This window comes from Collinsella sp. AF36-3AT, from assembly GCF_003475205.1.
Lineage (GTDB): Bacteria > Actinomycetota > Coriobacteriia > Coriobacteriales > Coriobacteriaceae > Collinsella > Collinsella aerofaciens_AF.
Genome location: NZ_QROZ01000001.1, coordinates 365,587 through 391,315 on the forward strand (window position 1 = coordinate 365,587; position 25,729 = coordinate 391,315).

25 protein-coding genes, 5 tRNA genes and 1 pseudogene are annotated in these 25,729 nt (G+C 59.1%); 12 read left to right on the forward strand and 19 right to left on the reverse strand.

The window, feature by feature from the left end:
- The first annotated feature begins 139 nt into the window (after window positions 1-139).
- The 10 genes from asnS to DW003_RS01620 all read left to right on the forward strand — a co-directional run bounded on the left by asnS (window position 140) and on the right by DW003_RS01620 (window position 11,370).
- The gene (asnS, locus tag DW003_RS01575) at window positions 140-1,543 is read left to right on the forward strand and encodes an asparagine--tRNA ligase (RefSeq protein WP_118387159.1); all 1,404 of its coding nucleotides are present in this window, start codon (window positions 140-142) and stop codon (window positions 1,541-1,543) included.
- A 257-nt stretch (window positions 1,544-1,800) separates the two neighbouring features.
- Window positions 1,801-2,589 (forward strand): WYL domain-containing protein, encoded by a 789-nt coding sequence (locus DW003_RS01580; protein ID WP_147352172.1) that lies wholly within the window; start codon window positions 1,801-1,803, stop codon window positions 2,587-2,589.
- A gap of 159 nt (window positions 2,590-2,748) precedes the next feature.
- Window positions 2,749-3,729: an ABC transporter substrate-binding protein gene (locus DW003_RS01585; protein ID WP_118387163.1), complete on the forward strand. Its 981-nt coding sequence runs from the start codon at window positions 2,749-2,751 to the stop codon at window positions 3,727-3,729.
- Between the two features lie 204 nt (window positions 3,730-3,933).
- Window positions 3,934-4,857 carry an ABC transporter permease gene (locus DW003_RS01590; RefSeq protein ID WP_022093886.1) on the forward strand — a complete coding sequence of 308 codons (924 nt, stop codon included), beginning with the start codon at window positions 3,934-3,936 and terminating at the stop codon, window positions 4,855-4,857.
- The gene (locus DW003_RS01595; RefSeq protein ID WP_118387165.1) at window positions 4,850-5,644 is read left to right on the forward strand and encodes an ABC transporter ATP-binding protein; all 795 of its coding nucleotides are present in this window, start codon (window positions 4,850-4,852) and stop codon (window positions 5,642-5,644) included. The genes DW003_RS01590 and DW003_RS01595 overlap by 8 nt, the downstream gene beginning before the upstream one ends.
- A gap of 335 nt (window positions 5,645-5,979) precedes the next feature.
- Complete coding sequence (locus tag DW003_RS01600) at window positions 5,980-6,747, forward strand: mechanosensitive ion channel family protein (protein WP_118387167.1); 768 nt, start codon at window positions 5,980-5,982, stop codon at window positions 6,745-6,747.
- A 92-nt stretch (window positions 6,748-6,839) separates the two neighbouring features.
- A complete protein-coding gene (locus DW003_RS01605; protein ID WP_118387169.1) occupies window positions 6,840-8,759 on the forward strand; it encodes a BMP family ABC transporter substrate-binding protein in 1,920 nt (639 codons plus the stop codon).
- A complete protein-coding gene (locus DW003_RS01610; RefSeq protein ID WP_117635372.1) occupies window positions 8,756-9,466 on the forward strand; it encodes a metallophosphoesterase in 711 nt (236 codons plus the stop codon). Before DW003_RS01605 ends, DW003_RS01610 begins: the two co-directional genes overlap by 4 nt.
- A gap of 232 nt (window positions 9,467-9,698) precedes the next feature.
- Window positions 9,699-10,259, forward strand: coding sequence for an RNA polymerase sigma factor (locus DW003_RS01615; RefSeq protein ID WP_117583099.1), 561 nt, complete (start codon window positions 9,699-9,701; stop codon window positions 10,257-10,259).
- Window positions 10,240-11,370 (forward strand): DUF4179 domain-containing protein, encoded by a 1,131-nt coding sequence (locus tag DW003_RS01620; RefSeq protein ID WP_118387171.1) that lies wholly within the window; start codon window positions 10,240-10,242, stop codon window positions 11,368-11,370. The genes DW003_RS01615 and DW003_RS01620 overlap by 20 nt, the downstream gene beginning before the upstream one ends.
- A 351-nt stretch (window positions 11,371-11,721) precedes the next feature.
- On the opposite strand, the gene DW003_RS01625 is transcribed toward DW003_RS01620, so the two are convergent.
- The 19 genes and pseudogenes from DW003_RS01625 to disA all read right to left on the reverse strand — a co-directional run bounded on the left by DW003_RS01625 (window position 11,722) and on the right by disA (window position 24,301).
- Window positions 11,722-12,387, reverse strand: a complete 666-nt coding sequence (locus DW003_RS01625) for an isocitrate/isopropylmalate family dehydrogenase (protein WP_233540848.1) — start codon at window positions 12,385-12,387, stop codon at window positions 11,722-11,724.
- Window positions 12,296-13,015 (reverse strand): annotated as a pseudogene (locus DW003_RS01630) (hypothetical protein). The gene DW003_RS01625 and the pseudogene DW003_RS01630 overlap by 92 nt, the downstream one beginning before the upstream one ends.
- Before the next feature lie 312 nt (window positions 13,016-13,327).
- A complete protein-coding gene (gene rplA, locus DW003_RS01635; RefSeq protein ID WP_089572518.1) occupies window positions 13,328-14,035 on the reverse strand; it encodes a 50S ribosomal protein L1 in 708 nt (235 codons plus the stop codon).
- A 117-nt stretch (window positions 14,036-14,152) separates the two neighbouring features.
- The gene (gene rplK, locus DW003_RS01640; protein WP_022093893.1) at window positions 14,153-14,581 is read right to left on the reverse strand and encodes a 50S ribosomal protein L11; all 429 of its coding nucleotides are present in this window, start codon (window positions 14,579-14,581) and stop codon (window positions 14,153-14,155) included.
- Window positions 14,582-14,701: 120 nt separating this feature from the next.
- Window positions 14,702-15,238 carry a transcription termination/antitermination protein NusG gene (nusG, locus tag DW003_RS01645; RefSeq protein WP_006234984.1) on the reverse strand — a complete coding sequence of 179 codons (537 nt, stop codon included), beginning with the start codon at window positions 15,236-15,238 and terminating at the stop codon, window positions 14,702-14,704.
- A 3-nt stretch (window positions 15,239-15,241) separates the two neighbouring features.
- Window positions 15,242-15,580: a preprotein translocase subunit SecE gene (gene secE / locus DW003_RS01650; RefSeq protein ID WP_089572519.1), complete on the reverse strand. Its 339-nt coding sequence runs from the start codon at window positions 15,578-15,580 to the stop codon at window positions 15,242-15,244.
- A gap of 76 nt (window positions 15,581-15,656) precedes the next feature.
- Window positions 15,657-15,732: transfer RNA gene (locus tag DW003_RS01655), tRNA-Trp, on the reverse strand.
- Between the two features lie 13 nt (window positions 15,733-15,745).
- Window positions 15,746-15,895 (reverse strand): 50S ribosomal protein L33, encoded by a 150-nt coding sequence (gene rpmG / locus DW003_RS01660; RefSeq protein WP_022093895.1) that lies wholly within the window; start codon window positions 15,893-15,895, stop codon window positions 15,746-15,748.
- 279 nt (window positions 15,896-16,174) lie between these two features.
- Window positions 16,175-17,365 carry an elongation factor Tu gene (tuf, locus tag DW003_RS01665; protein WP_089572520.1) on the reverse strand — a complete coding sequence of 397 codons (1,191 nt, stop codon included), beginning with the start codon at window positions 17,363-17,365 and terminating at the stop codon, window positions 16,175-16,177.
- 96 nt (window positions 17,366-17,461) lie between these two features.
- Window positions 17,462-17,538 (reverse strand) — tRNA-Met (locus DW003_RS01670).
- Between the two features lie 3 nt (window positions 17,539-17,541).
- Window positions 17,542-17,617, reverse strand: a tRNA-Thr gene (locus DW003_RS01675).
- Window positions 17,618-17,627: 10 nt separating this feature from the next.
- Window positions 17,628-17,709, reverse strand: a tRNA-Tyr gene (locus DW003_RS01680).
- 714 nt (window positions 17,710-18,423) lie between these two features.
- A tRNA-Thr gene (locus DW003_RS01685) sits at window positions 18,424-18,498 on the reverse strand.
- Window positions 18,499-18,721: 223 nt separating this feature from the next.
- The gene (locus DW003_RS01690) at window positions 18,722-19,399 is read right to left on the reverse strand and encodes an NYN domain-containing protein (protein ID WP_006234978.1); all 678 of its coding nucleotides are present in this window, start codon (window positions 19,397-19,399) and stop codon (window positions 18,722-18,724) included.
- A 3-nt stretch (window positions 19,400-19,402) separates the two neighbouring features.
- Entirely contained in the window at window positions 19,403-20,323 is a 921-nt protein-coding gene (rlmB, locus tag DW003_RS01695) for a 23S rRNA (guanosine(2251)-2'-O)-methyltransferase RlmB (RefSeq protein ID WP_118387173.1), read from the reverse strand.
- 255 nt (window positions 20,324-20,578) lie between these two features.
- Complete coding sequence (gene cysS, locus DW003_RS01700) at window positions 20,579-22,045, reverse strand: cysteine--tRNA ligase (protein ID WP_118387175.1); 1,467 nt, start codon at window positions 22,043-22,045, stop codon at window positions 20,579-20,581.
- Between the two features lie 3 nt (window positions 22,046-22,048).
- Window positions 22,049-22,543: a 2-C-methyl-D-erythritol 2,4-cyclodiphosphate synthase gene (gene ispF / locus DW003_RS01705; protein WP_118385095.1), complete on the reverse strand. Its 495-nt coding sequence runs from the start codon at window positions 22,541-22,543 to the stop codon at window positions 22,049-22,051.
- Window positions 22,533-23,261, reverse strand: coding sequence for a 2-C-methyl-D-erythritol 4-phosphate cytidylyltransferase (gene ispD / locus DW003_RS01710; RefSeq protein ID WP_117646055.1), 729 nt, complete (start codon window positions 23,259-23,261; stop codon window positions 22,533-22,535). Before ispD ends, ispF begins: the two co-directional genes overlap by 11 nt.
- Entirely contained in the window at window positions 23,261-24,301 is a 1,041-nt protein-coding gene (disA, locus tag DW003_RS01715) for a DNA integrity scanning diadenylate cyclase DisA (protein WP_369831362.1), read from the reverse strand. Before disA ends, ispD begins: the two co-directional genes overlap by 1 nt.
- A gap of 253 nt (window positions 24,302-24,554) precedes the next feature.
- Here disA and DW003_RS01720 point away from each other — a divergent pair, with 253 nt between their 5' ends.
- On the forward strand, window positions 24,555-25,133 hold the full coding sequence (locus DW003_RS01720; RefSeq protein ID WP_118387177.1) for a manganese efflux pump MntP family protein: 579 nt from the start codon (window positions 24,555-24,557) through the stop codon (window positions 25,131-25,133).
- A gap of 124 nt (window positions 25,134-25,257) precedes the next feature.
- A complete protein-coding gene (locus tag DW003_RS01725) occupies window positions 25,258-25,728 on the forward strand; it encodes a helix-turn-helix domain-containing protein (RefSeq protein ID WP_117655053.1) in 471 nt (156 codons plus the stop codon).
- The last annotated feature ends 1 nt before the right edge of the window (window position 25,729 follow it).

Below are 25,729 nucleotides of genomic sequence, written 5' to 3' on the forward strand. Positions count from 1 at the left end.
CCCGCGACCATTTGGCCGCGGGCGCTTTTCGTTTGAAAAACCATCCCGCCAATGCCTTATCTGTATAGCCCAAATGAGCCGAGCTGCTAGAATATCGAACTGTATGGATAACTATCATTCAACCGTTATGGGAGGATACGTGAACCGCACCAAAATCGCGCAGCTCTATGCCGATGCCGAGTCGCTCGGCGGCCAGACCGTCACCGTCGCCGGCTGGGTCAAGTCCATCCGCGACATGAAGAACTTTGGCTTTGTTACGCTCAACGACGGCAGCTGCTTCCGCGACCTGCAGGTCGTCATGAACCGCGAGGCGCTCGACAACTACGACGAGATCGCCCACCAAAACGTCTCGGCCGCACTCATTTGCACCGGCACCGTCAAGCTGACCCCCGATGCACCCCAGCCCTTCGAGCTTTCCGCCACCTCCATCGAGGTCGAGGGCACGAGCGCCCCGGATTACCCGCTGCAGAAGAAGCGCGCAACCGTCGAGTTCCTGCGCACCCAGCAGCACCTGCGCCCGCGCACCAACCTGTTCCGCGCCGTGTTCCGCATCCGCTCTGTCGCGGCTGCCGCTATCCACCGCTTCTTCCAGGAGCAGGGCTTTGTCTACGTCAACACTCCCATCATCACCACGAGTGACTGCGAGGGCGCCGGCGAGATGTTCCGCGTGACCACGCTCAACCCCAAAAACCCGCCCCTCACCGAGTCCGGCGAGGTCGACTGGAGCCAGGACTTCTTTGGCAAGCATGCGAGCCTCACCGTTTCCGGACAGCTCAATGCCGAGAACTTCGCCATGGCCTTTGGCGACGTGTACACCTTTGGCCCCACCTTTCGCGCCGAGAACTCCAACACCACGCGCCACGCCGCCGAGTTTTGGATGATCGAGCCCGAGATGGCATTTGCCGATCTGAACGACTACATGGATAACGCCGAGGCCATGCTCAAGTATGTCCTCAAGGACGTCATGGCAACCTGCCCCGACGAGCTCAATATGCTCAACAAGTTTGTGGACAAGGGTCTGCTCGAGCGCCTGAACCATGTCGCCAACTCCGACTTTGCCCGTGTCACCTACACCGAGGCCGTCGAGATCCTGGAGCAGGCCGTCGCCGCCGGCCACAAGTTTGACTATCCCGTGAACTGGGGCATTGACCTGCAGACCGAGCACGAGCGCTTCCTAACCGAGGAGCACTTTAAGCGCCCGACCTTCGTGACCGACTACCCGGCCGAAATCAAGGCGTTCTACATGCGCATGAACGAGGACGGCAAGACCGTCGCCGCCGCCGACTGTCTGGTTCCCGGTATCGGCGAGATTATCGGCGGCTCCCAGCGCGAGGAGCGCCTGGATCTGCTCGAGGCCCGCATCAAGGACCTGGGAATGAATCCCGAGCAGTACAAGTACTACCTTGACCTGCGCCGCTACGGTTCCTGCAAGCACGCCGGCTACGGTCTGGGCTTCGAGCGCTTGGTGATGTACCTCACCGGCGTGGGCAACATCCGCGACGTCCTGCCGCACCCGCGCACCGTGGGCAACGCCGACTTCTAATCATCGGGCACTAGCTCTCGTCGCCACGCGCCAACGCTCATCGCACAAGCGCCTCTCGACATCCGCCGAGGGGCGCTTTTTCAACAGCATTCGTCAAGCTTTTGGCAAGGTTTTGGTCAGTTAGGCAGGGTTGTTGAAAACTCGACCCGCCGTTTGCCGGCAACCACCGACCGTCCAAGGCGCCACGCGTCCTTGGCCAGGCTCCGCGCCCTAGGCTCTGATCTGCCATCACCAAAAAAGGAAAGGACGTGGGCGCCATGACCGAAGCCGTTGTTGAAAACTACGAGACCACGACCAGGGGCTCCGCCTCGATGGCAGCCTATCGCGCCGTGCGCATCCTGCAGCTCTTGAGCGAGAACACCGGCGAGGACAAAGCGCTGCTTTCTGACGAGCTGGTCGAGCTCCTCGCCCATCCTGACGACCCCGCCCGCATGCCCATCTCGGCGGCACGCCGCAGCATCTATACCTCGATATCGGCACTTCGTCACGCCGGATACGAAATCGACTATAAACGCGGCGTGGGTTATCGGCTCCTCACCCGCCCACTTGCTGACGAGGAAATCATACGGCTCCACGGCATGGTCATGCGCAACCGATCGACGCCCATAGCCATTCGAAAGAGCATGGCGCAGCACCTGGTCGCCATGGCGAGCGCCGATGTTCGCGGCTACCTCGATATGCCCGAACCGGCACCGGCCGCCAACGACGCGCCCGTCAAGACAACGCGTCCGCGCGCCAAGCGTATCGACACGTGCGAGCTCGTCGAACAGGCCATCGACCATGGAACAACCGTCAGCTTTGATATCTCAAACGTCCTGACCCGGGGCGAAACCGAGGTGGTGCGGATGACGGTCCGGCCCTTTGCAATCAGGCAGCGCGATGGCGTCTCGTATCTGCTGGGAACGGTCTACGACACCCGAGGCGCCGACGACACCCTGCGCACCGTTGAGGTCAGCCGCATGAGAAACGTCAGCACGCGTTTACTCGACGGCAAGAAACTCTTTGCCGCGCTAGACGAAGAAGACAGCCCCGCGCCCGCAGCGTAAGCCCCGTTACCGTCCGTCATTCCTCAGCACCGCCCGTCCAGTTCAGTATTAAAAAACTCGCCAGGATGTTGTAAAAATGGACAACGGCGTTACTATAGTCCCACTTGCACTTTTTCCTAGTGCAGTGTTTCCAGCCATTTTTATACTGGGGGTAATGATATGAAGGACATCACCATCAGCCGCAGGAGCCTTCTTGTCTCCGCTGGCCTGCTCGCGCTCGCTCCGCTCGCCGGATGCGGCGGCAACTCTGGTTCCGGCTCCGCTGCCGCCGGTTCCGACTACACCATCGGCGTTCTGCAGCTCACCGAGCACTCCGCGCTCGATGCCGCCAACGACGGCTTTGTCAAGGCCATCAAGAAGAGTGGCCTTAAGGTCAAGATCGACCAGAAGAACGCCCAGAACGACCAGTCCACGTGTAAGTCCATTGCCGACAAGTTCGTAGGCGACGGCGTCGACCTGATCTATGCCATCGCTACGCCCGCCGCGCAGGCTGCCGCCGGCGCCACCGCTGATATCCCCATCGTTGGCTGCGCCATCACCGACTACGCCGCTTCCGGCCTGGTCCAGGACAACGACAAGCCCGGCACCAACGTCACGGGCGCTTCCGACCTCACCCCGGTCGCCGAGCAGCTCGAGATGATGCAGAAGGTCCTGCCCGACGTTAAGAAGGTCGGCCTGCTCTACTGCACCGCCGAGTCCAACTCCGACGTCCAGATCAAGGCCGCCAAGAAGGAGCTCGACAAGCTGGGCCTGGAGTACACCGACTTCACCGTCTCGAGCTCCAACGAGATCCAGTCCGTCGTCGAGTCCGCCGTGAGCAAGGTCGACGCGCTCTACTCCCCCACCGACAACACCATCGCCGCGGGCGCCTCGCAAGTCGGCCAGATCTGCAAGGAGAACAAGCTCCCCTTTGTGACTGGCGAGGAGGGCATGTGCAAGGCCGGCGGTCTGTTCACCCTCTCCATCAACTATGAGGACCTGGGCTACGCTGCAGGCGAGATGGCCGTCAAGATCTTGAAGGGCGAGGCCAAGCCCGAGGATATGCCGATTGAGCAACTCTCGAGCAAGGACCTGGTCGTCGTCAAAAACGACGAGATGGCCGAGGCTCTGGGTATCGACCTTTCCGCTCTGGACGCGTAGCGCCATGCGCGGTAACGCGTCTAGGGCCCGCACGCGCGCCACTACTGCGTTATTCAATATCTGAGTCATTGGGGCGAACGCTAAAGACCGGCGTTCGCCCTGCTTGTTTCAGGTAAAACAAAACGTCTGTCCACCGCTCTTTTATGCATTGGTACCGCTATTATGGAACATCACGTGTCCACCCTATCCTAGGAGGTATGAAGCATGCTCATTGCATTGCAGGGCGCCGTTTCGCAGGGCGTCCTCTGGGGCATCATGGTGCTCGGCGTGTTTATCACGTTCCGCCTGCTCGACATCCCCGATATGACCTGCGACGGCAGCTTTGCCCTCGGCGGCTGTGTTTGCGCCGTGCTCATCGTCAATAACAACGTCGACCCGCTGCTCGCCGTGCTTGCCGGCATGTGCGCCGGCGCCATCGCGGGCGCTGTCACGGGCATCTTGACCACCGTTTTTGAGATTCCTGCAATCCTCGCCGGAATCCTTACACAGATCAGTCTGTGGTCCATCAACCTGCGCATCATGGGCAAATCCAACACGCCCATCCTTGCCAAGGGCACCATCTTCTCATCCGTCAGCCACATGACGGGCCTGCCGCAGTCCACCGTTGCCATCATCCTGGGCATTGTGCTGGCCGTGGCCATCGTCGCCATCCTGTACTGGTTCTTTGGCACCGAGATCGGCTCGGCGCTGCGTGCCACCGGCAACAACGAGTACATGATCCGCGCCCTGGGCGTTAACACCAACTCCACCAAGATGATCGCCCTCGTGCTCTCCAACGCCCTCATTGGCCTTTCGGGTGCACTCATCTGCCAGAGCCAAAAGTATGCCGACATTGGCATGGGCACCGGCGCCATCGTTATCGGTCTTGCCGCCATCGTCATCGGCGAGGTGCTCGGCCGTCTGCTGCCCGGCGGTCTGACGCAGTTTAGCGTCCGTCTTGCCTCTGCCGTCTTTGGCTCCGTGGTGTACTTCCTCATTCGCGCCATCGTGCTGCAGCTGGGCATGGACGCCAACGACATGAAGCTGCTCTCCGCCGTGATCGTTGCCGTGGCCCTGTGCGTGCCCGTGGTTTGGGAGCGCTATAAGCTCCGCAGCTCCTACACGAAGGGGGATGAGGCAGATGCTTAAGCTCTCGCACGTCAAAAAGACCTTTAACAAGGGCACCGTCACCGAGAAGCGCGCACTCACCGGCGTCGACCTCACCCTTAACGACGGCGACTTTGTAACCGTGATTGGCGGCAACGGCGCCGGCAAGTCCACGCTGCTCAATATGATCGCCGGCGTGTATCCGCTCGATTCGGGCGTTATTGAGCTCGACGCCAACGATATCTCGCGTCTGAGCGAGTCGCAGCGCGCCAAGTACCTGGGCCGTGTTTTCCAGGACCCCATGCGCGGCACTGCAGCCGACATGCAGATCGCCGAGAATCTAGCCCTCGCCAAGCGCCGCGGCCAGCGTCGAGGTCTTTCGTGGGGCGTCACCAAGGCCGAAAAGGACGAGTACGTTGAGCTGCTCAAGCGTCTGGACCTTGGTCTGGATACGCGCCTTAACGCTAAGGTCGGCCTGCTCTCGGGCGGCCAGCGCCAGGCACTCACCCTGCTGATGGCCACGCTCACCAAGCCGCGCCTGTTGCTGCTCGACGAGCACACGGCGGCCCTCGACCCCAAGACCGCCTCTAAGGTGCTCAATCTGACCGAGGAGATTGTCGACGAGAACCACCTGACCACGCTCATGGTCACGCACAACATGAATGACGCCATCCGTCTGGGCAATCGCCTGATCATGATGCACGAGGGCCACGTTATCTACGACGTGGCGGGCGACGAGAAGAAGTCGCTCACCGTCGCCGACCTGCTGCAGAAGTTCGAGGAGGTCTCGGGCGGCGAGCTCGCCAACGACCGCATGCTGCTGAGCTAAAACCTGCCAATAAGGGACAGGTTTATTTTGGCAGGTTTTATCTGCGCAAACGTCAAAACCGCCGCAAAGGAACAGATACCTTTGCGACGGTTTTCGCATATCATGTCGATAATCCAGCGTCAGCAGGAACCACTGGTTAAGAACTAAGGAAACTGCCATGAGAAGACTCCTTCCCCGTCTTGCTTGACCGCCGCACTCCTTGCCGGCGTGCTCGCCGGCGGCCCAGCTTACGCCACCGCGGCCACCCCATCTCAAGTTATCGGCCCGTCCGATGTGATCGGACGGGCTTTTTGGTGGGTATCATGGTTGAATGATCATTAGGAGGTTTTCCCTACATGGAATTGTTTGAACCGATTCTTCATTTCTTTGAGCAGCGCTGGGTCCACAACATCATCTGGGCCGTCATCTTGGTAATAGTCACCGCCATCGCCGCCAAGGTGGCATCCAAGACCCTGCGCCACCTACTCAACCGAGACGACAACCCGCTTCCCGCATCGAGCATCTTCATCAACATCGCGCGTGCCGTCATTTGGATGATCGGCGGCAGCTTTATCCTCGACAACTGCTTTGGCATTAACGCAAACGCGCTCGTCGCCGCTCTTGGCGTCGGCGGCATCGCCATCTCGCTCGGCTTTCAGGACACGCTATCAAACCTTATCGGCGGCATGCAAGTGACCTTTATGGGCATCATCAAGCCCGGCGACAATATCGAGGTCGGCGGCGTGTCGGGTGTGGTCCAGGACATCACTTGGCGCCACACGACCATCGAAGATGCCTGCGGGCAGACCATCATCGTCCCCAACTCCAGCATCTCTAAGAACACACTCGTGCATTTGATGCCCTTTGGGCGCGTGGCCGTCCCCGTCGCGGTCAAAGACCCCTCCAAATGGGCGTCGCTCGATGCGTTAGCAGGCGAGCTCGCCAGCGCCACCAAAACGGCTGTCTCGCCCATCTCAGGCTTTGACAAGGAGCCCTATGTGCTCTTTAGCGAGATCGGCGACTTTGGCATCAAGGGCAAGATCATCTTTATCGTCAGCGACGACAGCACTACTTTCACGGCAGCCGACGCCTGCATCCGCGCCATCGCCCCCATCATCGCCTAAACCACCACAAAGGGGACAGGCACCTTTGTGGTGGTTTTCATTCGTGGTACCATGATTCATATAGTTGTTTAAACGACTAAGGGAGCAAAACTATGGAAGAGGCCTATCGTCAAGCACGCAAGCGCGGCGAGCAAGGACGTCGACGCGCCATTAGTCAAAGCGAGCATCCGTACCTCACGGACCTCGATAGCTTAGTTGCTCAGCTCCCCTTAGGCCAGCGAGAGAATGTCGGCCTGAGAGACATTCCGCTCGAAATGGTCGTCGGCACGGTTACCAAGGGCCGTCAGTCCGCCTTTTCATGCAACTTTATGCCCTTGCTGCCGTTTGGCACCGAGTTCGCCCGCAAATGGTCCAACCTCTACGACATCCAGGTGACCGAGGGCTATCGCGACCCCATCATCGTCACCGAGTTCATGCATCGGTTCTATGTCCAGGAAGGCAACAAACGTGTCAGTGTCCTCAAATTCCTGGACGCCCCGACGGTTTCGGCCAAGATTACCCGTCTCTACCCCGGCACATGGGATTCCGTCGAAAGCCGCCTGTACGGCGAGTTCTGCGCGTTTTGGCGCGTCTGCCCCCTATACGAGATCGAGTTCTCTCGCGAGGGAAGCTACGAAACGCTCGCCAAGATGCTCGGTCAGAACCTTATCGAAAAATGGCCGCAGAAAAAGGTCGACTACCTGCGCCACACCTTCCTGCTCTTTAAGCGTGCCTACCTTCGCGCGGGCGGCGACCACCTGGACATTACGCCCGCCGACGCCATGCTCGTCTACCTCAATGTGTACAACCAGGACCGCCTGCTGGATACGCCAACGGATATCGTCGTAAACCGCCTGTGCAAGATCTGGCGCGAGCTGGTCATCGCCGGGAAAAGTGACGAGGACAAGGTCGATCTTGTCGAAGCGCCGAGTGTCGATGAGGAGGAGTCGCCCGCCAAGTCCACCTCCGGTGTGCTCAACTTCTTTATGGGCAAGACCGTCTATTCGGCGGCCAATCCCCTGCGCATCGCCTTTATCCATGAGTTCCCCTGTGCGACGTCGAGCTGGGACAGCCTTCACGACCAAGGGCGTCAGTATCTCGATGAGCACTTTGGCGGCATCGTGCGCACCGAGGCGTTCGAGGACTGCCACGATCCGGACGTGTTCTACGCCGCCGTGGAGACCGCCGTCAAGCACGGGGTGAACGTCATCTTCTCGACTTCACACCGCCTGATGGAATATACGCTCAGAGCCGCCGTTGAGTATCCCCAGGTGCGATTCCTCAACTGCTCTATCGGCCTTCCCCACCAAAGCGTCCGTTCGTACTTTGGCAAGATGTACGAGGCCAAGTTTCTCCTGGGCGCCCTTGCGGCCAGCATGGCGGACAACCATCGCATTGGCTACCACGCGTCGGTCTTTGCGTCGGGAGCGCTTAGCGAGATCAACGCCTTTGCCATCGGCGCCTCGCTGCTCGACCCTCGTGCGCAGGTAATCCTCACCTGGGGCGATGTACCCGCCGGCGGTCTTGCCGAAGCCATGTGTCGCGAGGGCGTGAGCGTCATGACCGGCGCCGATATGTCCAAGTCTCTCGAGGACCCCACCGCCTACGGGCTTCACCGTCTGGTAAACGGCAAGGAAGTTACCGGTATTGCTATGCCGGTATGGAACTGGGGCCGTTACTACGAACTCATCGTACGCAGCCTACTGCACGGCACATGGGACGAGACCGCCGATGACCAGCAGGTGCGCGCCGTCAACTACTGGTACGGTATGAGCTCCGGCGTCATCGATATTCGCTACGCTCCGGGCCTACCCTATCAGACGCGTAAACTTGTGCAGCTGCTTCGCAACGGCATTGTCGAGGGCTCCATCAACCCATTTGGCGGCGAGCTCCACAGCCAGGACGGCGTGGTTCAGATTGAGGGCTTCCCTCCCCTGCCGAGTACGCAGATTGTCGAGATGAACTGGCTGGCTGACAACGTTATAGGCTCGATTCCGCAGCTCGATAACGAGCCGAAGGTCCGCGCCCTATGAAAATCCTTGCCATAGCCGATACCGAAGAGCGATGCCTGTGGGAGTGCTTTCGCAAGGAGCGCTTTGAGGACGTTGACCTGATTCTATCCGCAGGCGACCTGGATCCGGACTATCTTGAGTTTTTGGTCACTGTCATCAACAAACCGCTTGTGTACGTTCGTGGCAACCACGACGACCGCTACGCGCGCCATGCACCGGGCGGGTGCATTTGTGTTGAGGACAGCGTATATGTGTACCGAGGTATTCGCATTGCGGGTCTGGGCGGTTCCATGCGCTACCGCGACGGCGCGAACATGTATACCGAGCGCGAGATGGCAAAACGCATGCGCAAGCTATCGCGAAAAATCGCACTGGTAGACGGATGCGATATTCTACTTACCCATGCACCCGTCGCAGGCATGGGCGACCTGGACGACCTGCCGCATCGAGGATTCGAGTGCTTTAATGCGGCTCTTGAGTCTTGGGGTCCCGACTATATGATTCACGGGCATGTGCACCAAAGCTACGGCCCCAACTTTCAACGCGAGCGCCAACACCCATGCGGAACGAAGATTGTCAACGCCTGCGGCTATACCAAGATCGAAATTGACGAGGCGCGCTACCCCACGCGCGGTTGGAAGGCCGCTTGGCTCAATTCGCAAACCATGCGCCGCGAGCTCAAGCGCCACGAGGCCATCGAGTCCTCAACCGCCAGAACACCCTGGTAACTGCCAACAACCACCACGAAGGGGATAGGCACCTTTATGGTGGTTTTGCTGACTCGTCCGACCTGTCCATCACGGTGCTTGTGTAATTAACGAGAACACTCATTGTTTTGTAAGGACGGCGCTCACGTGCCGTCTTTTTTTGTCAACTTATGCAGTCTCGACCGTGTTGTATGTAGAGGGACCTCGCGAGACGCCTTCCCTATATCCACCACGACCAATTGGAGGTGACACTATGCCTGCACGCCGTAACCGCAATAGCACGCTCCGATGCGATGCCGATCAGATCGAGCGGGAAGCAAAGCGCTTGGTCGACACGTATTCCGACCTCATCCTTCGATTGTGCTATTCGGCCCTTGGATCCGCTGACGACGCTCAAGACATCTGCCAGGACACGCTGATCAAGATTCTCCAACGCACTCAACCGTTCGACTCGCTCGAACACGAACGTGCTTGGGTGATCCGAGTCGCACTGAACGCATGTCGCGATATCGGCCGTACGCACGCGAATCACCCGGTTGTCGACCTCGATTCGCTCCCCGATTTCTGCGCACCCGTAACACATACCGAGCAAGAATTCGCGCAACGCGACTGCGCCATTCTTTCCGCTGTCACGGCCCTGCCTCAAGCACAGCGCATCGCCATCTTTTTGCACTACTACGCAGGCATGAGCATCAGGGAAATCGCAGACGCCGTTCACGCGACGCCAGCTGCAACCGCCCAGCACCTTAGCCGCGGACGTGCGTCACTTCGGCTTTCCTTGAAAGGAGACCACAATGACTACGAATTCGAATGACTATCGCCACGCCCTGGAGCACATTTCGTTTACCGATAATGCGAAGCAGCACATGGCAAACTCGATTGCTCAGTCCGTCGCCTCGAGCGATGCGGCGACCGCTCAAAGCAACTTTAATGGCACGCGACGCAAGCCGCGCATCGCCCGCCATCCCGTAAGAACAGTCGCTCGCATTGCCGCTGTAACGGCAGTCCTCGCTATCGTCATTGGAGGCGCTGGCACGGCTATGGCAACAGGCGTCCTGCCGCTTCCTTCTGACATGCTTTCCGACATCTTTGACGGACCTGCTTCTCAAACCGAGATCATCGACCGTATTGGCCGGCCCGTCGGTGCTAGCTGCTCCAACAACGGAGTCACCGTGACCGCCGACGCCATCATGGGCGACAAGGATATGGTTACCATCGCCTATACGCTTACGTTCGACGATCCCGCTGCCCTGAAAAAGCTTTCCGAGCCGGGCGAGAACGGAACTATCGCCGGAAGTGTCGATGGAAACGTATACGTTGATGGCGAGCATGGCGGCCAAGGCCAATCATGGCTCATTGACAAGAACCCCAATGACTCCAGCATTCAATACTTTGCACAGTTCAGCGTTGAATCACCCGGCCTTATGGGCAGGACCGTCCGCACGCATATCAACTCTCTCGTTGTGCCACGTGCTGGCAAAGAGCTTCCCGAGTATAAGAAAATACTTACGGGCCCATGGGATCTTAAGTTCCAGCTGAATTACGAAGATACATCCGTTACGATTCCCGCGCCCAAATCGGTCAACTTTAACGGCACCAAGGCGACGATTCAAGAGGCCACCGTATCCTGCGTTGGCGTTTCAGTCCGCTACAACATAGATCGTTCCATCGAACACGACAACAACAGCGGCAAGATGTCTCAAAACATGAAGGAGTCTATGGATGCCGTTGGCAACATACCCCTCATCGTGACGTTCAAAGACGGTCATGTTGAGGACGCAACCAGCCACAGCGGCTATTTCGCAAATAAACTGGATAACGGCACCACTGATGTCCACAAGACCTGGCCGTTCTCGCAAGTTTGTGACACAGACAAGATTGCAAGCGCACAAATTGGCGATACGGTCATTCCCATGAATTCGTAACGCTACGCGGCTCGTATATGCACCCGGTTCCGCACTTCGCGTCTAAAGATGCGCTGTCATCGAGCAGCGTGAGCGCAAGGCCGCCCGTATGGTCGGCTGGGAACACCTCGTTGCGCTAAAAACCACCACGAAGGGGACCGGAACCTTTGTGGTGGTTTTGCTGACTCGTCCGACCTGTCCCAACGGTTTGTCTCAATCTGTAACAGGTAGGGCCCAAATAATCGGTTAGCTGTTACAGATCGAGACAGACCACGGATGCTCAGCCGAAAATCTCAATCTGTAACAGGTAGGAACGATTTTGCCCCTTAGATGTTACAGATTGAGATATTTGACAGCTTGAATCGGCATCGCCTACAGCGCGGCGACGACCTTGTCGCCCATCGTCGTGGTGCCGAGGATCTTATCTGCCGGGGTGTTGACATCGGCGATGTCACGGGTGCGCCAGCCCTCATCGAGCACGCGCGCCACGGCGCTCTCGATCCACGCGGCTTGCTCGCCCATGTCGAGCGCGTAGGTCAGCAGCATCGCCACCAACAAGATTTGAGCCAGCGGATTGGCCACGCCGAGCCCCGCGATGTCAGGAGCGCTGCCAGCGCTCGGCCCAAACAGCGATACGCCATCATCCAGCGAGGCAGAGGCAAGCATACCGAGCGATCCGGTAATCTGAGCCGCCTCATCGGACAGGATGTCGCCGAACATGTTCTCCGTCACCACGACGTCAAAGTCTGCCGGTCGACTGATGAGCTGCATGGCGGCGTTGTCGACGAGCAGGTCCTCAAGCTCCACGTCGGAGTACTCCTCGTCTTGCACGCGATGCACGATCTCGCGCCACATGCGGCTCGTCTCCAGCACGTTGCGCTTATCGACGCTCGTCACCTTGCCGCGACGTTTGCGCGCCGCCTCAAATGCCTGGCGCGCAATGCGCTCAATCTCGTACTCGCGATACTCCATCACGTCGACCGCACGCTGACCGGCCGCACCCGCAGCGCCCGCGCAGGTCACGGATGCGGACGCCAAAGTCCCACGGCATGTTGTGGCCCATCGTATCGGGGATGTTCACGACCGTGGCACCGGCCTTTACGGCCGCCTCGATAATGCGCACCAGAAACTCCTGATCGGAGCGGCCGGCATCCTCGGCATAAAACTCAACATCGTCAACGAACTTGCGAGCATGTTTGACGGCATGGATCGCTCACTCAATTGCCCTTTCCTCAGTCATATGGAGCTTGTCGCGCAGGTGACTGGTGCTCACACCCAGCCCTGTATGGATACGGGGCCTCTGGGCCGTTTTGAGCGCCTCTGCAGCCACTTCGATATCCCTGTCGACAGCGCGCGTCAGGCCGCATACCGTGCATCGGTCGCCCGCAATCTTGCCAATCTCCTGTACGGAGCGAAAGTCACCAGGACTCGAGATGGGAAAGCCCGCCTCGATAACGTCCACGTTCATGCGCACCAGCTGGCGGGCGATGAAGAGCTTTTCCTCGGTATTCATGCTGGCGCCCGGCGACTGCTCACCGTCGCACAGGGTGGCGTCAAAGATTGTGATTTTGCGGCTTATATGTTCCTCCTGATTGACCGTTTTATGACAGATGGCTTTCAGGAGAGAGAGAAGGCCTAGAGATAGAAAAATACCCGTGTCGCTCATCACGCCTGAAAGCGGCAGACGATAGCGCACCCGGGTACAACAAATCGTTATAGCGAGATTACAACCCTAGCGCGCTATCCAATCTAGTAGCGCTAGGCCTAGGAGCTGTTGCGTGTTCTTAAACATGTTGGGCTCCCTTCGGCCTCGGGTAGTACTACATCGCGCTAAAGTACAACACAAGTAAAACCACCACAAGGGTGCCTGTCCCCTTCGTGGTGGTTTCGTTGACTCAAAAGCAAGAGACTCGGTCCTGCACGAGGCAGAACCGGGTCTCTTTAGCAATGCTTGCTTTGCTCAGGCAGTAACTGTTAGTTACTCAGCCAGGAAGTCGCGCTGGATAGCGGGATCGACCTTGACGCCAGGGCCCATGGTGGAAGACACGGAGATGGACTTGACGTACTTGCCCTTAGCAGAAGAGGGCTTGACGCGCAGGATCTCGGTGTACAGGGCAGCATAGTTCTCGACGAGCTGCTGCTCGGAGAAGGACTTCTTGCCCAGGGGCACGTGGCAGATGCCGTAGCGGTCGGCGCGATACTCAACGCGGCCGGCCTTGAGCTCGGAGACCATCTTGGCGACGTCCATGGTCACGGTGCCGAGCTTGGGGTTCGGCATGAGGCCACGGGGACCAAGGATCTTACCAATGCGGCCAACCTTGGCCATCATGTTCGGCGTAGCGATAGCGGCGTCGAAGTTGATCTCGCCCTTCTGGATCTGGGCGACGAGCTCGTCGGAACCGATGATGTCGGCGCCGGCAGCCTCGGCCTCGCGGGCCTTCTCGCCCTCGGCGAAGACAGCAACACGAACGGTCTTGCCGGTGCCGTGAGGCAGGGAGATGGAACCACGGATGTTCTGGTCAGCCTTACGAGTATCGATGCCCAGACGGAAGTGGGCCTCGACGGTCTCGTCGAACTTGGCGGTGTCGAGCTCCTTGATGAGCTTGGCAGCCTGAAGGGGGGTGTAGAGCGTGGCGCGGTCGATCTTCTCGGCAGCGGCGTTATAGCTCTTACCATGCTTAGCCATGTGCATTACCTCCTGTGGTTAAACGGGCGTGAGCCCTCCCACATCGTATCGTGTGCCCTATTGCACACATATAACGGGCGCCCCGGTCGGAGCACCCGTCATTACCTAAAGAAATCGCTACTCAGCGATGGTGACGCCCATGGAACGGGCGGTACCGGCGATGATCTTCTTGGCGGCGTCAATGTCGTTGGCATTGAGGTCCGGCATCTTGATCTCGGCGATCTTGGTGAGCTGCTCCTGAGAGAGCTGACCAACCTTGTCGGCCTGGGGCTTAGCGGAACCAGACTTGAGGTTCAGCTCCTTCTTGATGAGGTGAGCCGCCGGCGGGGTCTTGGTGATGAAGGAGAAGGACTTGTCCTCGTAGACAGAGATCTCAACGGGGATGATGTCGCCCTTCTTGTCCTGCGTCTCGGCGTTAAAGGCCTGGCAGAACTGCATGATGTTCACGCCAGCAGCGCCCAGGGCGGGGCCGACGGGAGGAGCGGGGTTAGCTGCACCAGCAGGAATCTGGAGCTTAATGACGTTGGCAACCTTCTTCTCAGCCATGGTCATTCCTTTCGAATCACGAGTGTGAAGTACTTGCTATATCGTAAGCACGCACGTGTTAGAAGCACTCCTGAGATGAGCAGTCACAGAAGAAGCACGCTCGCGCGAACGGACGAAAACTTAAGCGATGACAGCGACCTGGTTAAAGTCGAGCTCGACCGGCGTCTCGCGGCCAAAGATCATCAGCGTGACCTTGAGCTTGCCAGCCTCGGTGTTAACCTCGGAGACCTTGCCATCAAAGTCGGTAAGCGGGCCATCGGTGACGCGGACGGACGTGCCGACCTGAATATCAACCGAGGTGCGCTTGGGCGAATCGCCCTTACCGGGACGACGAGTCATCTTGTTGTACTCGTCGCGGGAAAGCGGAGCGGGCTTGCCGTTGCCGCCCAGGAAACCGGTGACGCCAGGCGTGTTACGAACGCACGTCCAAGCATCGTCATCCATCTCCATGCGGACCAGGACATAACCCGGGAAGATCTTGGAATCCTTGGTCTCACGCTTGCCACCCTCTTTAATCTCGGTGACGCGCTCCATAGGAATCTCGATATCAAAGATACGGTCCTGCATGCCCATAGTCTCGATGCGATGCTCGAGATCGGACTTAACGCGGTTCTCGTATCCAGAGTAAGTGTGAACGACGTACCAACGCTTAGACATGGTTTAGCCCCTCAATCCAGAGAACAGAGCAAGAGCCTCGCCAAAGCCAGCATCGAGCAGAGCGATGACGACGCCGACGACGATCAGAGAAGCGCAAACGACGACCGAGTAGTTCACGAGCTCCTTCTTATCGGGCCACGTGACACGCTTCATCTCGGACTTCACCGAAGCGAAATACTTCTTGGTGCGGGCGAAGAAACCAGGCTTCTCGTTCTTCTTGGACTTCGCAGCCTTCTCGCTCTTCTTGGCAACGGCCTTCTTGGCCTCAACCTTGGAGTTGGCGGCAGCGTTGTTGGCAGGCGCCTGCTGCTGTGCCTTCTTCTTGTTCTTCTTGTTGGCCATTTGGGTTACCTCCGCGCAATGCGCTTATACATGAGTAAACCGTAAGCCCCCAAGTGGGAGCTTACGGAATAATGACTGGCACGCCAGGAAGGACTCGAACCCTCAACACTCGGTTTTGGAGACCGATGCTCTACCAATTGAACTACTGGCGTATATGACTAGAGACTAGCGAGTCTCTTTGTGCAGCGTGTGGTGACGGCACCAGGGGCAATACTTCTTGATCTCCATACGATCAGGCATGGTCGACTTGTTCTTGGTGGTCGTATAGTTGCGGCGCTTGCACTCAGTGCACGCAAGAGTAACTAGAGTACGCATGTATCCTGAACCTTTCATTTCCGCCCCGTACGGGCACGAGTTGTTACTTTATCAGCTCCACGTAAGTGCTGTCAATGAAAACCTCGAGTCAATTGGTTCTCGGTGGATCCATTCATATTTGGAACACATCAATGAAGCCATCGAGATCTAATCGACGGTGCATCCAGGACCATTATCGATCCTCTCGACACCAGCAACGGCTCAATATCCATTGCAGAAAAGAACCCGGCACCCAAATAAGTGCCGGGTTCTCTAAGTCAGCTATATCAAAGAGCTAATTTACTCAATGATCGTGGAGACGATGCCCGAACCGACGGTGTGGCCACCCTCGCGGATAGCGAAGCGCAGGCCCTCCTCCATGGCGATCGGGTGGATGAGGTCGCCCTCGATGGTGATGTGGTCACCAGGCATAGCCATCTCGGTGCCCTCGGGGAGCTTGACCGTACCGGTAACGTCGGTGGTACGGAAGTAGAACTGAGGACGATAACCATCGAAGAACGGGGTATGACGGCCGCCCTCCTCCTTGGTCAGAACGTAGATCTCACCGGTGAACTTGGTGTGCGGGGTAACCGAACCGGGCTTGCAGAGAACCTGGCCGCGCTCGATGTCCTCGCGCTTGATGCCGCGGAGCAGCAGACCGACGTTGTCGCCAGCCTCGCAGAAGTCCATGGACTTACGGAACATCTCGATACCGGTAACGACGGTGTTCTGGGTATCCTTGATGCCGACGATCTCGACGGGCTCGTTGAGCTTGAGCTCACCGCGCTCGACACGGCCGGTAGCAACGGTACCACGGCCGGAGATGGTCATAACGTCCTCAACGGCCATCAGGAACGGGAGGTCGTTGTTACGAGCAGGCGTCGGGATGTACTCGTCGACGGCGTTCATGAGCTCGCGGATAGCGTCCATCCACTTGGCGTCGCCCTCGAGAGCGCCCAGAGCGGAACCACGGATGACGGGGATGTCGTCGCCGGGGAAATCGTACTCGGAGAGGAGCTCACGGGTCTCCATCTCGACGAGGTCGATAAGCTCGTCATCGTCGACCATGTCGCACTTGTTCAGGAAGACGACGATGTAGGGAACGCCGACCTGACGGGCGAGCAGGATGTGCTCGCGAGTCTGAGCCATGGGGCCGTCGGTAGCAGCGATGACCAGGATAGCGCCGTCCATCTGAGCAGCGCCGGAGATCATGTTCTTGACGTAGTCAGCGTGGCCCGGGCAGTCAACGTGAGCGTAGTGACGGGAAGCGGTCTCGTACTCGACGTGGGAGACGGAGATCGTAATGCCGCGCTCGCGCTCCTCGGGAGCCTTGTCGATGTTCTCGAACGCAGTGAAGTCAGCCTTGCAGCCCTCGGTCTCGGAGAGAACCTTGGTGATGGCGGCGGTCAGCGTGGTCTTGCCGTGGTCGACGTGACCAATGGTGCCGATGTTAACATGCGGCTTAGTGCGCTCAAACTTCTCTTTGGCCATAAAGCCCTCCTCTTAACAGGTCGTCCCCGGACGGGACTTTGCCTTTATACCATAGTGGCCTCTCAACATACTATTGAGAAGCCACCGTGTTACCTATGGTAGCGGTGACTGGATTCGAACCAGTGACGCCACGGGTATGAACCGTGTGCTCTAACCAACTGAGCTACACCGCCGGATGGAGCCTGCAACCAGACTTGAACTGGTGACCTCTTCGTTACCAACGAAGTGCTCTACCGACTGAGCTATACAGGCACTTGACGGGTGGGAGCTATAGGATTCGAACCTATGTAGGCAGAGCCAACGGGTTTACAGCCCGTCCCCATTAACCACTCGGGCAAACTCCCAATCGTTCAAGTATCCGCAGGTCCTTTGGTCTTTTGGACCGCCGCCCCCGCGAACGAAAAAGATAATACGATGCAACCTTGGGGGCTGTCAACGAAAACCTCTAGATACACGGTTCCGGGCGTATCTATATAGCCGTGACCTGCGGTTTTATTGAGTTTGGATATGAAGGACGGTGGTTTTGGATACAGAGGTGACATTTCCCAAGGTAACACTTTGGCGTAGTGGAGTACACCTTCAGGATCGAACTTCGATAACAGCCTATTTGCACCTATATATAGGTCGAGATCGGGCTTCCGTGGCAGATTCGAGCGTGGATTTTCTTCCGTTTGAAATCGAGCGTGGACAATCTCCCACTATTGGCGTGCCCCCAAGGCCAAAGTGGCAGATTATCCACGATCATTCACTAAGCGGGAGATTTTCCACGCTCGTACGTCCGATAATCCACGCTCAGGGGGGGGGCAGCCGAGCTCGACACGGCTTTTGTCTCGATCTGTAACATATAGAGAACATTTTCTCCCCTATCTGTTACAGGTCGAGATATTACGCAGAGACCCCAGCTTACGTCTCAATCTGTAACAGTAAGAACGGTTTTCAGCCTCTTCGTGTTACAGATCGAGACAAACCTGAAGCTTGGTTGGCGCCAAACACGCCGACTTATCGACATAAATAGAAACGGGCCCTGTCCCTCAGGGGGACAGAGCCCGAAACTTTCATGGAGCCAGTGACAGGAATCGAACCTGCAACCCACTGATTACAAATCAGTTGCGCTACCGTTGCGCCACACTGGCACACTTGGCGCTTTCGCGCGAAGCCAGTTAAGAATAAAGGAATTACGGACGGGGCGCAACAGACCCTTCGACCGACCACATCTCAAAACTATTCGTCAGAACGAATAGTTTTATCCGTTCGCCAAAACCAAAAACTATTCGTATTGGCGACGGCAACCCACAGTCCATTGATTACAAATCAACGGGCCGGCCAATTGGGAAACGGGTCTCTATGGATACTCCCCTACCGGCCGCGCAGGGCCTTGAGCTTGGCCAGGGCATCGGGGCTCAGGCGACTGCCCAGAGTCATCTTGATCTGCGGGGCTTCCTCTGCCTCGTGAACGTCGTTATCGATCTGTTTGATCTCGTCCACCAGCATGCGGCTCGAGATGCGCGTGACGCCCTTGCCCATGACGACGGCCTGGATCGTGCCGTCGCTCGACACCACGGAGCACGCGCGACCTTCCTCGCGCGCCTCGATGCAGAGCTTCTGCACCACGGTATCGGCAGAGACGCCCGTCGGCGAAAACTCGATGCGCACGCCGCGGGCCGGCAGGTTGGGGCGCTCGCTGGAGATGTTGCCCGCGCCGTCGAACACGATCACGGCCTCGTAACGGCCCTGGGCAAACGCCGCGACATCGTTGATGAGCGCAGTACGAGCCATATCGTGGACGTCGCTGGAATACGGATCGTCGGAATGGTCGTACACGAGCTTTTCGTAGCGCGGCGTGCAGTGAATCACGTTGTAGCCGTCGACCACCAGCAGCTCGGGCTTATTGGAGTGCACCGTCGAGACCGGATCGGCGATAGCCTGCGCAAACGCATTGCCGCCCACGCCATAGGTCGCGGCCGAAACAATTGGCTTGGCCGAGCCCTCGCCAAAGCGCTTGGCCTTGGACTTGGCGCGGTTCTTCTTGGACATGCGCTACTCCTCCCCCATGAGCTCGCCGGCATTGCGGCGCAGCCACTCAAAGCACAGCGCGGTGGTCGCCTGGGCCACATTGAGACTCTCGGTCATGCCGCGCTGGGGAAGCTTGGTCAAAAAGTCGCATTTCTCGAGCACCAGGCGCGAGATGCCGTCGCCCTCGGAGCCCATGACGAGCGCAACGCGGCCCTCGAAGGGAGCATCCCAGCAGCTGCCCTCGGCGTGCTCGGAAGCACCGCCCACCCAAAAGCCGGCGGCCTTGAGGTCGTCAAGCGCTCGGGCGATATTGGGAACCTGCGCGATGGGCAGGTGCATGACGGCACCAGCAGAGGTTTTGTAGCTGCCCACGGTCACACCGGCGGCGCGCTTGTTTGCAATGATGACGCCCGCCGCGCCCACGACCTCGGCGGAGCGCACGATCGCACCAAAGTTGCCATCGTCGGTCACATGGTCGAGCACGACGACGAGCGCCGGTCCTTCACCCGCGCGATCGAGAATATCGGCGACATCGGCATAGGGGAAATTGCCCACCTCGAGCGCAATGCCCTGATGAGCGCCATGGCTCGACAGCGCATCGAGCTGCGTGCGCGGCACATACTTAATGCGGACGTCCGCGACGTTGAGGTCGTCGACCAGGCGCGACAAGGCGGCATCGCGCTCCCCGCCCTCGGCGATGAGCGCGCACTTGACGGGAAAGCCGGTACGCAGTGCCTCGGCGGCAGCACGACGACCTTCGATAAACTCGCCCTTGGGAACCTGAACGTTGTCGCGGTTGCGATCTCGCTGCGAACGCGCAGCCTGGGCTTGGGAGTGCTCGCGCTGGCCCTTGGGAGTGGCAGCGCGATCATTGCGGCGAATCGGACGCGAGCCAGAAGCAGCCTGCTTGCCACCACGCGGAGCACGCTTGCGATTGTCGGCCATAAAACGGCCTCCTTAACACAATTATCAAACGAAACAAATAGACCAACCGCCCGAGGTGCGACAGATTGCCTTGAAAGAGGAGGACATAGACCTTAAGGTCATGCCCGACGATTGAAAGGCAAGGTGCCGTGGCTCGGGCGGTCGGTACGGGTTTTCCAAGTGCCCGAGATTGCCGTGAAAGAGGAGCGACGCGTACTTGAGTACGCGAGCGACGGTTTGAACGGCAAGGTCGGGTGCTTGGGAAACCCGCGGGGATTAGAGAGTCTTAATACGAGTGCCGGCGGCAGTATCTTCAATCGTCAGGCCCAGGTCCTTGAGCTGATCGCGGATGGCGTCGGCCAGATCCCAGTTCTTGGCGGCGCGGGCCTCGGCGCGGGCCTCGAGAATCTTGACAGCGGCCTCGTCCACGTCGTCACCCGTGTAGGCGACCAGGCCGGCGGCAACGCCCAGCAGGCCCAGCGGCAACTCGACCTTGGGCTCGGGGAGCTCAACGCCAAACGTATCGAGCAGCTCGACCAGCGTATCGGCGGCAGCAAGCGCGGCGGCCTTGTCGGCAGCGTCGCCCGCCTGCTCCAGATACTGGTTGCACTCGGTCACAAAGCCAAAGACGGCACCCATGGCACCTGCGGTGTTAAAGTCGTCGTCCATGCACTCCTTAAAGGCGGTGCGGGTCTCGGCGGCCTTGGCGGCAAACGCCTCGGCGGCAGCCTCATCGGCGTTGGCCGTCGCGTGGTTTGCAGCCCAACGCAGATTCTCGACCGTACCGGCGATACGCGTGAGCGAGTTCTCGGCACCCTCCAGGCGCTCCCAAGAGAAATCGAGAGGCGAGCGATAGCTCGTCTGCAGCATCAGCAGGCGCAGGGCCGCGGCAGAGTGCTGCTCGAGCACCTCGGCCAGCGTAAAGAAGTTACCGAGCGACTTGGACATCTTCTCGCCGTCGACCAGCAGCATGCCCGTGTGCATCCAGGTGTTGGAGAAACCCTGGTGCCAGGCGCAAGTAGCCTGGGCGCACTCATTCTCGTGATGCGGGAAGGCAAGGTCGGAGCCGCCGCCGTGGATGTCGATCGGAGTGCCCAGGTAGCGGTGCACCATGGCGGCGCACTCGGTGTGCCAACCGGGACGGCCCTCGCCCCAGGGGCTCGGCCAGCTGGGCTCGCCGGGCTTGGCGGCCTTCCACAGGGCAAAGTCGAGCGGGTCGTTCTTGTCCTCGTTCTCCTCGATGCGCGCGCCAACCATCAGATCGTCGATGTTGCGGCCCGAGACCTGACCATAGTTGGGATCGCTGCGCACGGCAAAGTACACGTCGCCGTTATCGGCGGCGTAGGCATGGCCCTGCTCGATAAGCGTCTTGATCATAGCGATCATGGGGCCGATCTCCTTGGTGGCGCGGGGGCGCACATCGGGATCGAGCACGTTGGCGGCGCGCATGACGCCGATGAACTTGTCCGAGAACTCCGTCGCGACCTCGGCGGCCGTACGGCCCTGCTCGTTGGCGCGCTTGATGATCTTGTCGTCGACATCAGTGAGGTTCTGGGCGAACGTGACCTCGTAGCCGCTCGCGATGAGCCAGCGACGAATCACGTCAAAGCTGATGAACGTGCGGGCATTGCCGATGTGGATGTTGTCGTAGACCGTGGGGCCACACACGTACATGCGGACCTTGCCGGACTCGATGGGCTGGAACTCTTCCTTTTTATGGGTAGCGCTGTTGTAGATACGCATTCGTTACTCCTTAACGGTTTTCTGTAGCAGGCAGACGGCCCAGGCGCCAATTCCCTCGCCTTGGCCTTCCCAACCGAGCTTTTCGGTCGTGGTGGCGGCGACGCCCACGTTTTCCACGTCGACGCCCAGGGCATGGGCAAGGTTGGCGCGCATGGCATCGCGGTGCGGAGTGATCTTGGGTTGCTGACAAGCAATGGTGCAATCGGCATCGACAAACTCAAAGCCCAGCTCGCGTGCATAGTCCATCACGCGGGCAAGTAGCACCATCGAGTCGGCACCCTCGTAGGCGGGATCGGTGTCGGGGAACAGCTTGCCGATGTCTCCCCCGCGGCAGGCGCCCAGAATGGCGTCGGCCAAGGCGTGCGCGAGCACATCGGCATCAGAGTGGCCCAGCAGGCCGCGCTCGTAGGGAATGTCACCCCCGCCGATGATACATCGACGCCCCTCCACCAAACGGTGGACGTCGTAGCCGTGGCCAATGCGCAGGTTACTGAACATGGGGAAGGTCCTCTCCCTCGGCCATACGACCGAGCAGAATCGCGGTTACGGGACGCAGGTCCTCGGGCACCGTCACCTTAAGGTTATCGCGCGGGCTCTGGACACAGCGGACGCGCCCGCCCATGCGCTCGACCAGCGATGAATCGTCGGTGCCGATAAAGCCCTCGGCGATAGCAGCGGCGTGAGCGCGCTTCATGGCGTCGACGCTAAAGATCTGCGGCGTCTGCGCGGCCCAATAGAGCTCGCGCGGCGGCGTCTCGACGATGTTGTCGCCATCGACGATCTTGAGCGTGTCGATGGCAGGCTGGCCGCACACGACGCCGTCGAGGGCACGGTCGCCCACAAGCACGTCGATCGCATGATCGATGGCCTCGGTCGTGATGAGCGGACGGGCGCCGTCGTGGATGGCGACATATTCGAAACCCGCCGGAACCGCATGCACACCGGCACGGGTGGAATCCTGACGGGTATCGCCGGCATCGGCGAAGCTGATGGGCGTGTCATAGTCAAACGGATCGATGGCCAGGCGGCGCATCTCGGCACGGCGCTCGGCAGGACACACCACCACGATGTGGCCGACCTTGTCGCTACGATCGAACGCACGGATGGACCAGCTCATGAGCGGACGGCCCGCCACGTTAACGAGCTGCTTACCGCCGGGATTTCCAAAGCGCTGGCCGCTGCCGCCGGCAACGACCACGGCGCATACGGGCGCCATTATGCGTTCCCCTGTTTGGTGCCCTTCATGCGGTACAGCGAGTCCGCAAGAATGGCAGGGTTGTTGACGCCAAAGTCGCCCAGGCGCTCCGGATCCTCGCTGATGTCGTCCATGAGCTCCTGCAACGAGCCGTACTCGTCGACGATCTTCTCGGCCACGCCGTCGCGCACGACGGACACGCGCGAAAGCGTGCGCAGGCCCAGTGGCGTCATGACGGAGTCCTCGTCCAGGTCGTCGTAACCCAGAACCGCCGCCACATGCTGTGGGTCGGACAGGTCCTTAGGCGTCATACGGCTCAGGTTGGCGCGGATCTTTTCGGCATTGGCCTCGGAGGAATCACTCGCATAGTCGCGGATCATCAAGTCGTACTCGGTATCCATGCTGGAGCCGGCGAGCTGCTCGAGCTGCATCTGCACGAGCTTGCCCTGGTTGCCCAACTTGACGATGCAATCCTTAAGCTCGGTCTTTGCCTGCTGCATGATCTCGAAGCTCGAGAAAATACCGGTGATGTCGGCGAGCGTAACGTAGTCGTCGAGCTCGAGGGCCGTCAGGCGCAGCAAGGAGCGGTCGAGCGACTGACGGGTAGTCTGGAGCGTGGCGACGAGCTGGTTGACCGAGCTCATGATGGTGGTGACGGGCTGGATCTCGTAGCTCTTGCCGTGAACGTACACGTTGACGACGGCACGACGGGCCGAGACCGAGATCACAATGGCATCGGTGAGCACCGACATGCGAGCGGCGGTGCGATGACGCATGCCCGTCTCGCTCGTGGCAAGCGAGGGATCGGGATTGAGATGGAAGTTGGCGCGCAGGATCTGGGTGAGGTCGCCGTCGATGACGATGGCGCCGTCCATCTTGGAGAGCTCGAACAGACGGTTCGAGGTGAACGAAATGTTGAGCGGGAAGCCGTCGTTACCGGCAGCGAGCACGTTTTCGGTGTCGCCAACGCAGATAAGGGCGCCCAGGTGACCGGCGATGATCATGTCGAGGGCAGTGCGGATCGGCTGACCAGGTGCCGTCAGGCGGATGGCCTGTTCCATACGCTTTTGCAGCTCGTTCTTATCCAAGGCATCGCTCCCATCGTATACGCTCCATAAACGCTAAATAGTTTCTCACGGTTTGTCCCCGCGGCGCTCGCGAAATCCGATGCTTACAGAATGAGCGAACACCGCTAAGATAGCTAATTTGGGACGGGCTCTTTTGACTACCCAATCAACCATGTGCCAAGGATAGTCTTTTTGTTGCTCCCCCAAGAGGTACACGCGGGCCCGCCCGCAGAGAGGGAGCCAGACTATGGGACTCGCAGAGCTCGTGCTGCTCGCCGTTGGCCTTTCGATGGACGCCTTTGCCGTATCCATCTGCAAGGGCCTTGGCATGAAGAAGATCAACCTTAAGGTCGCCGTAGTGCTCGGCCTGTTCTTTGGCGGCTTCCAGGCCGGCATGCCCGTGATCGGATGGGCGCTTGGCAGCCAGTTTATGGGCATCATCGGCCCCATCGACCACTGGATCGCCTTTATCCTGCTCGCCTTCATTGGCGGCAAAATGCTGTGGGAGGCCTTTACCGAGGACGAGGATGAAGGCGACGGCAAGGATGCCGAAAAGATTGACCTGGGCGAGTACATGATCCTCGCCATCGCCACCTCAATCGACGCCCTAGCCGTAGGCATCTCATTTGCCGCGCTCTCGGTCGACATCATGCCCGCCGTGTCGCTCATCGGCATCACGACCTTTATCTTCTCCGTCGCCGGCGTAGCGATCGGCCACACCTTTGGCGCGCGCTACGAAAAGCCTGCCACCATCGTGGGCGGCGTCGTGCTCGTCTTCATCGGGCTTAAGATCTTGCTTGAGCATCTGGGGATTCTCGCGATATAAAAAACGCCTCTCATAAGCTCAACGTCAATGTAGAGGTCTCATGCAGAGTTTTGCATAATACCTTTTCGTGCAGGCTTTTGCATGTCATACTGATATGCAAAAGTCTGCACGTTAGGAGATCGCCATGGATACCCTTCCCATCACCACACCGCGGCAAGCTGGCATCTATGTGCGTCAGGCACGCGAGGCTCAGGGTCTCACCCGTGCCGCCCTCGCTAAAAAAGCCGGTGTTTCGGAGCGCCTGCTCGCATCGCTCGAGCTAGGAGACGCCACTGGCATTCGACTCGACAAGCTGCTGACGATTTTCAATGCTCTTGGACTGGCACTCGCCGCTCAAGGGGATATCGGCGAAGCAAAAAATGAGCGACCAGTCGACGCTCCGCATGCCAATCCGCTGCCTCGCAGCATCCCCAGGCGCCATCACACTCAACGTCCCCATCATCGCAACAGTCGTAGTACCGCCATTCCGGCTCTTGCAGATGCCCCCTTTACATCCGCACTTTACGACGAGATCTTCGCCGATTTCGTCATGTCCAATCTCGGAGTCTCGATTGCCGCAAACGCATCTAACCAAACCAAGCCCGAAGGGAAATAGC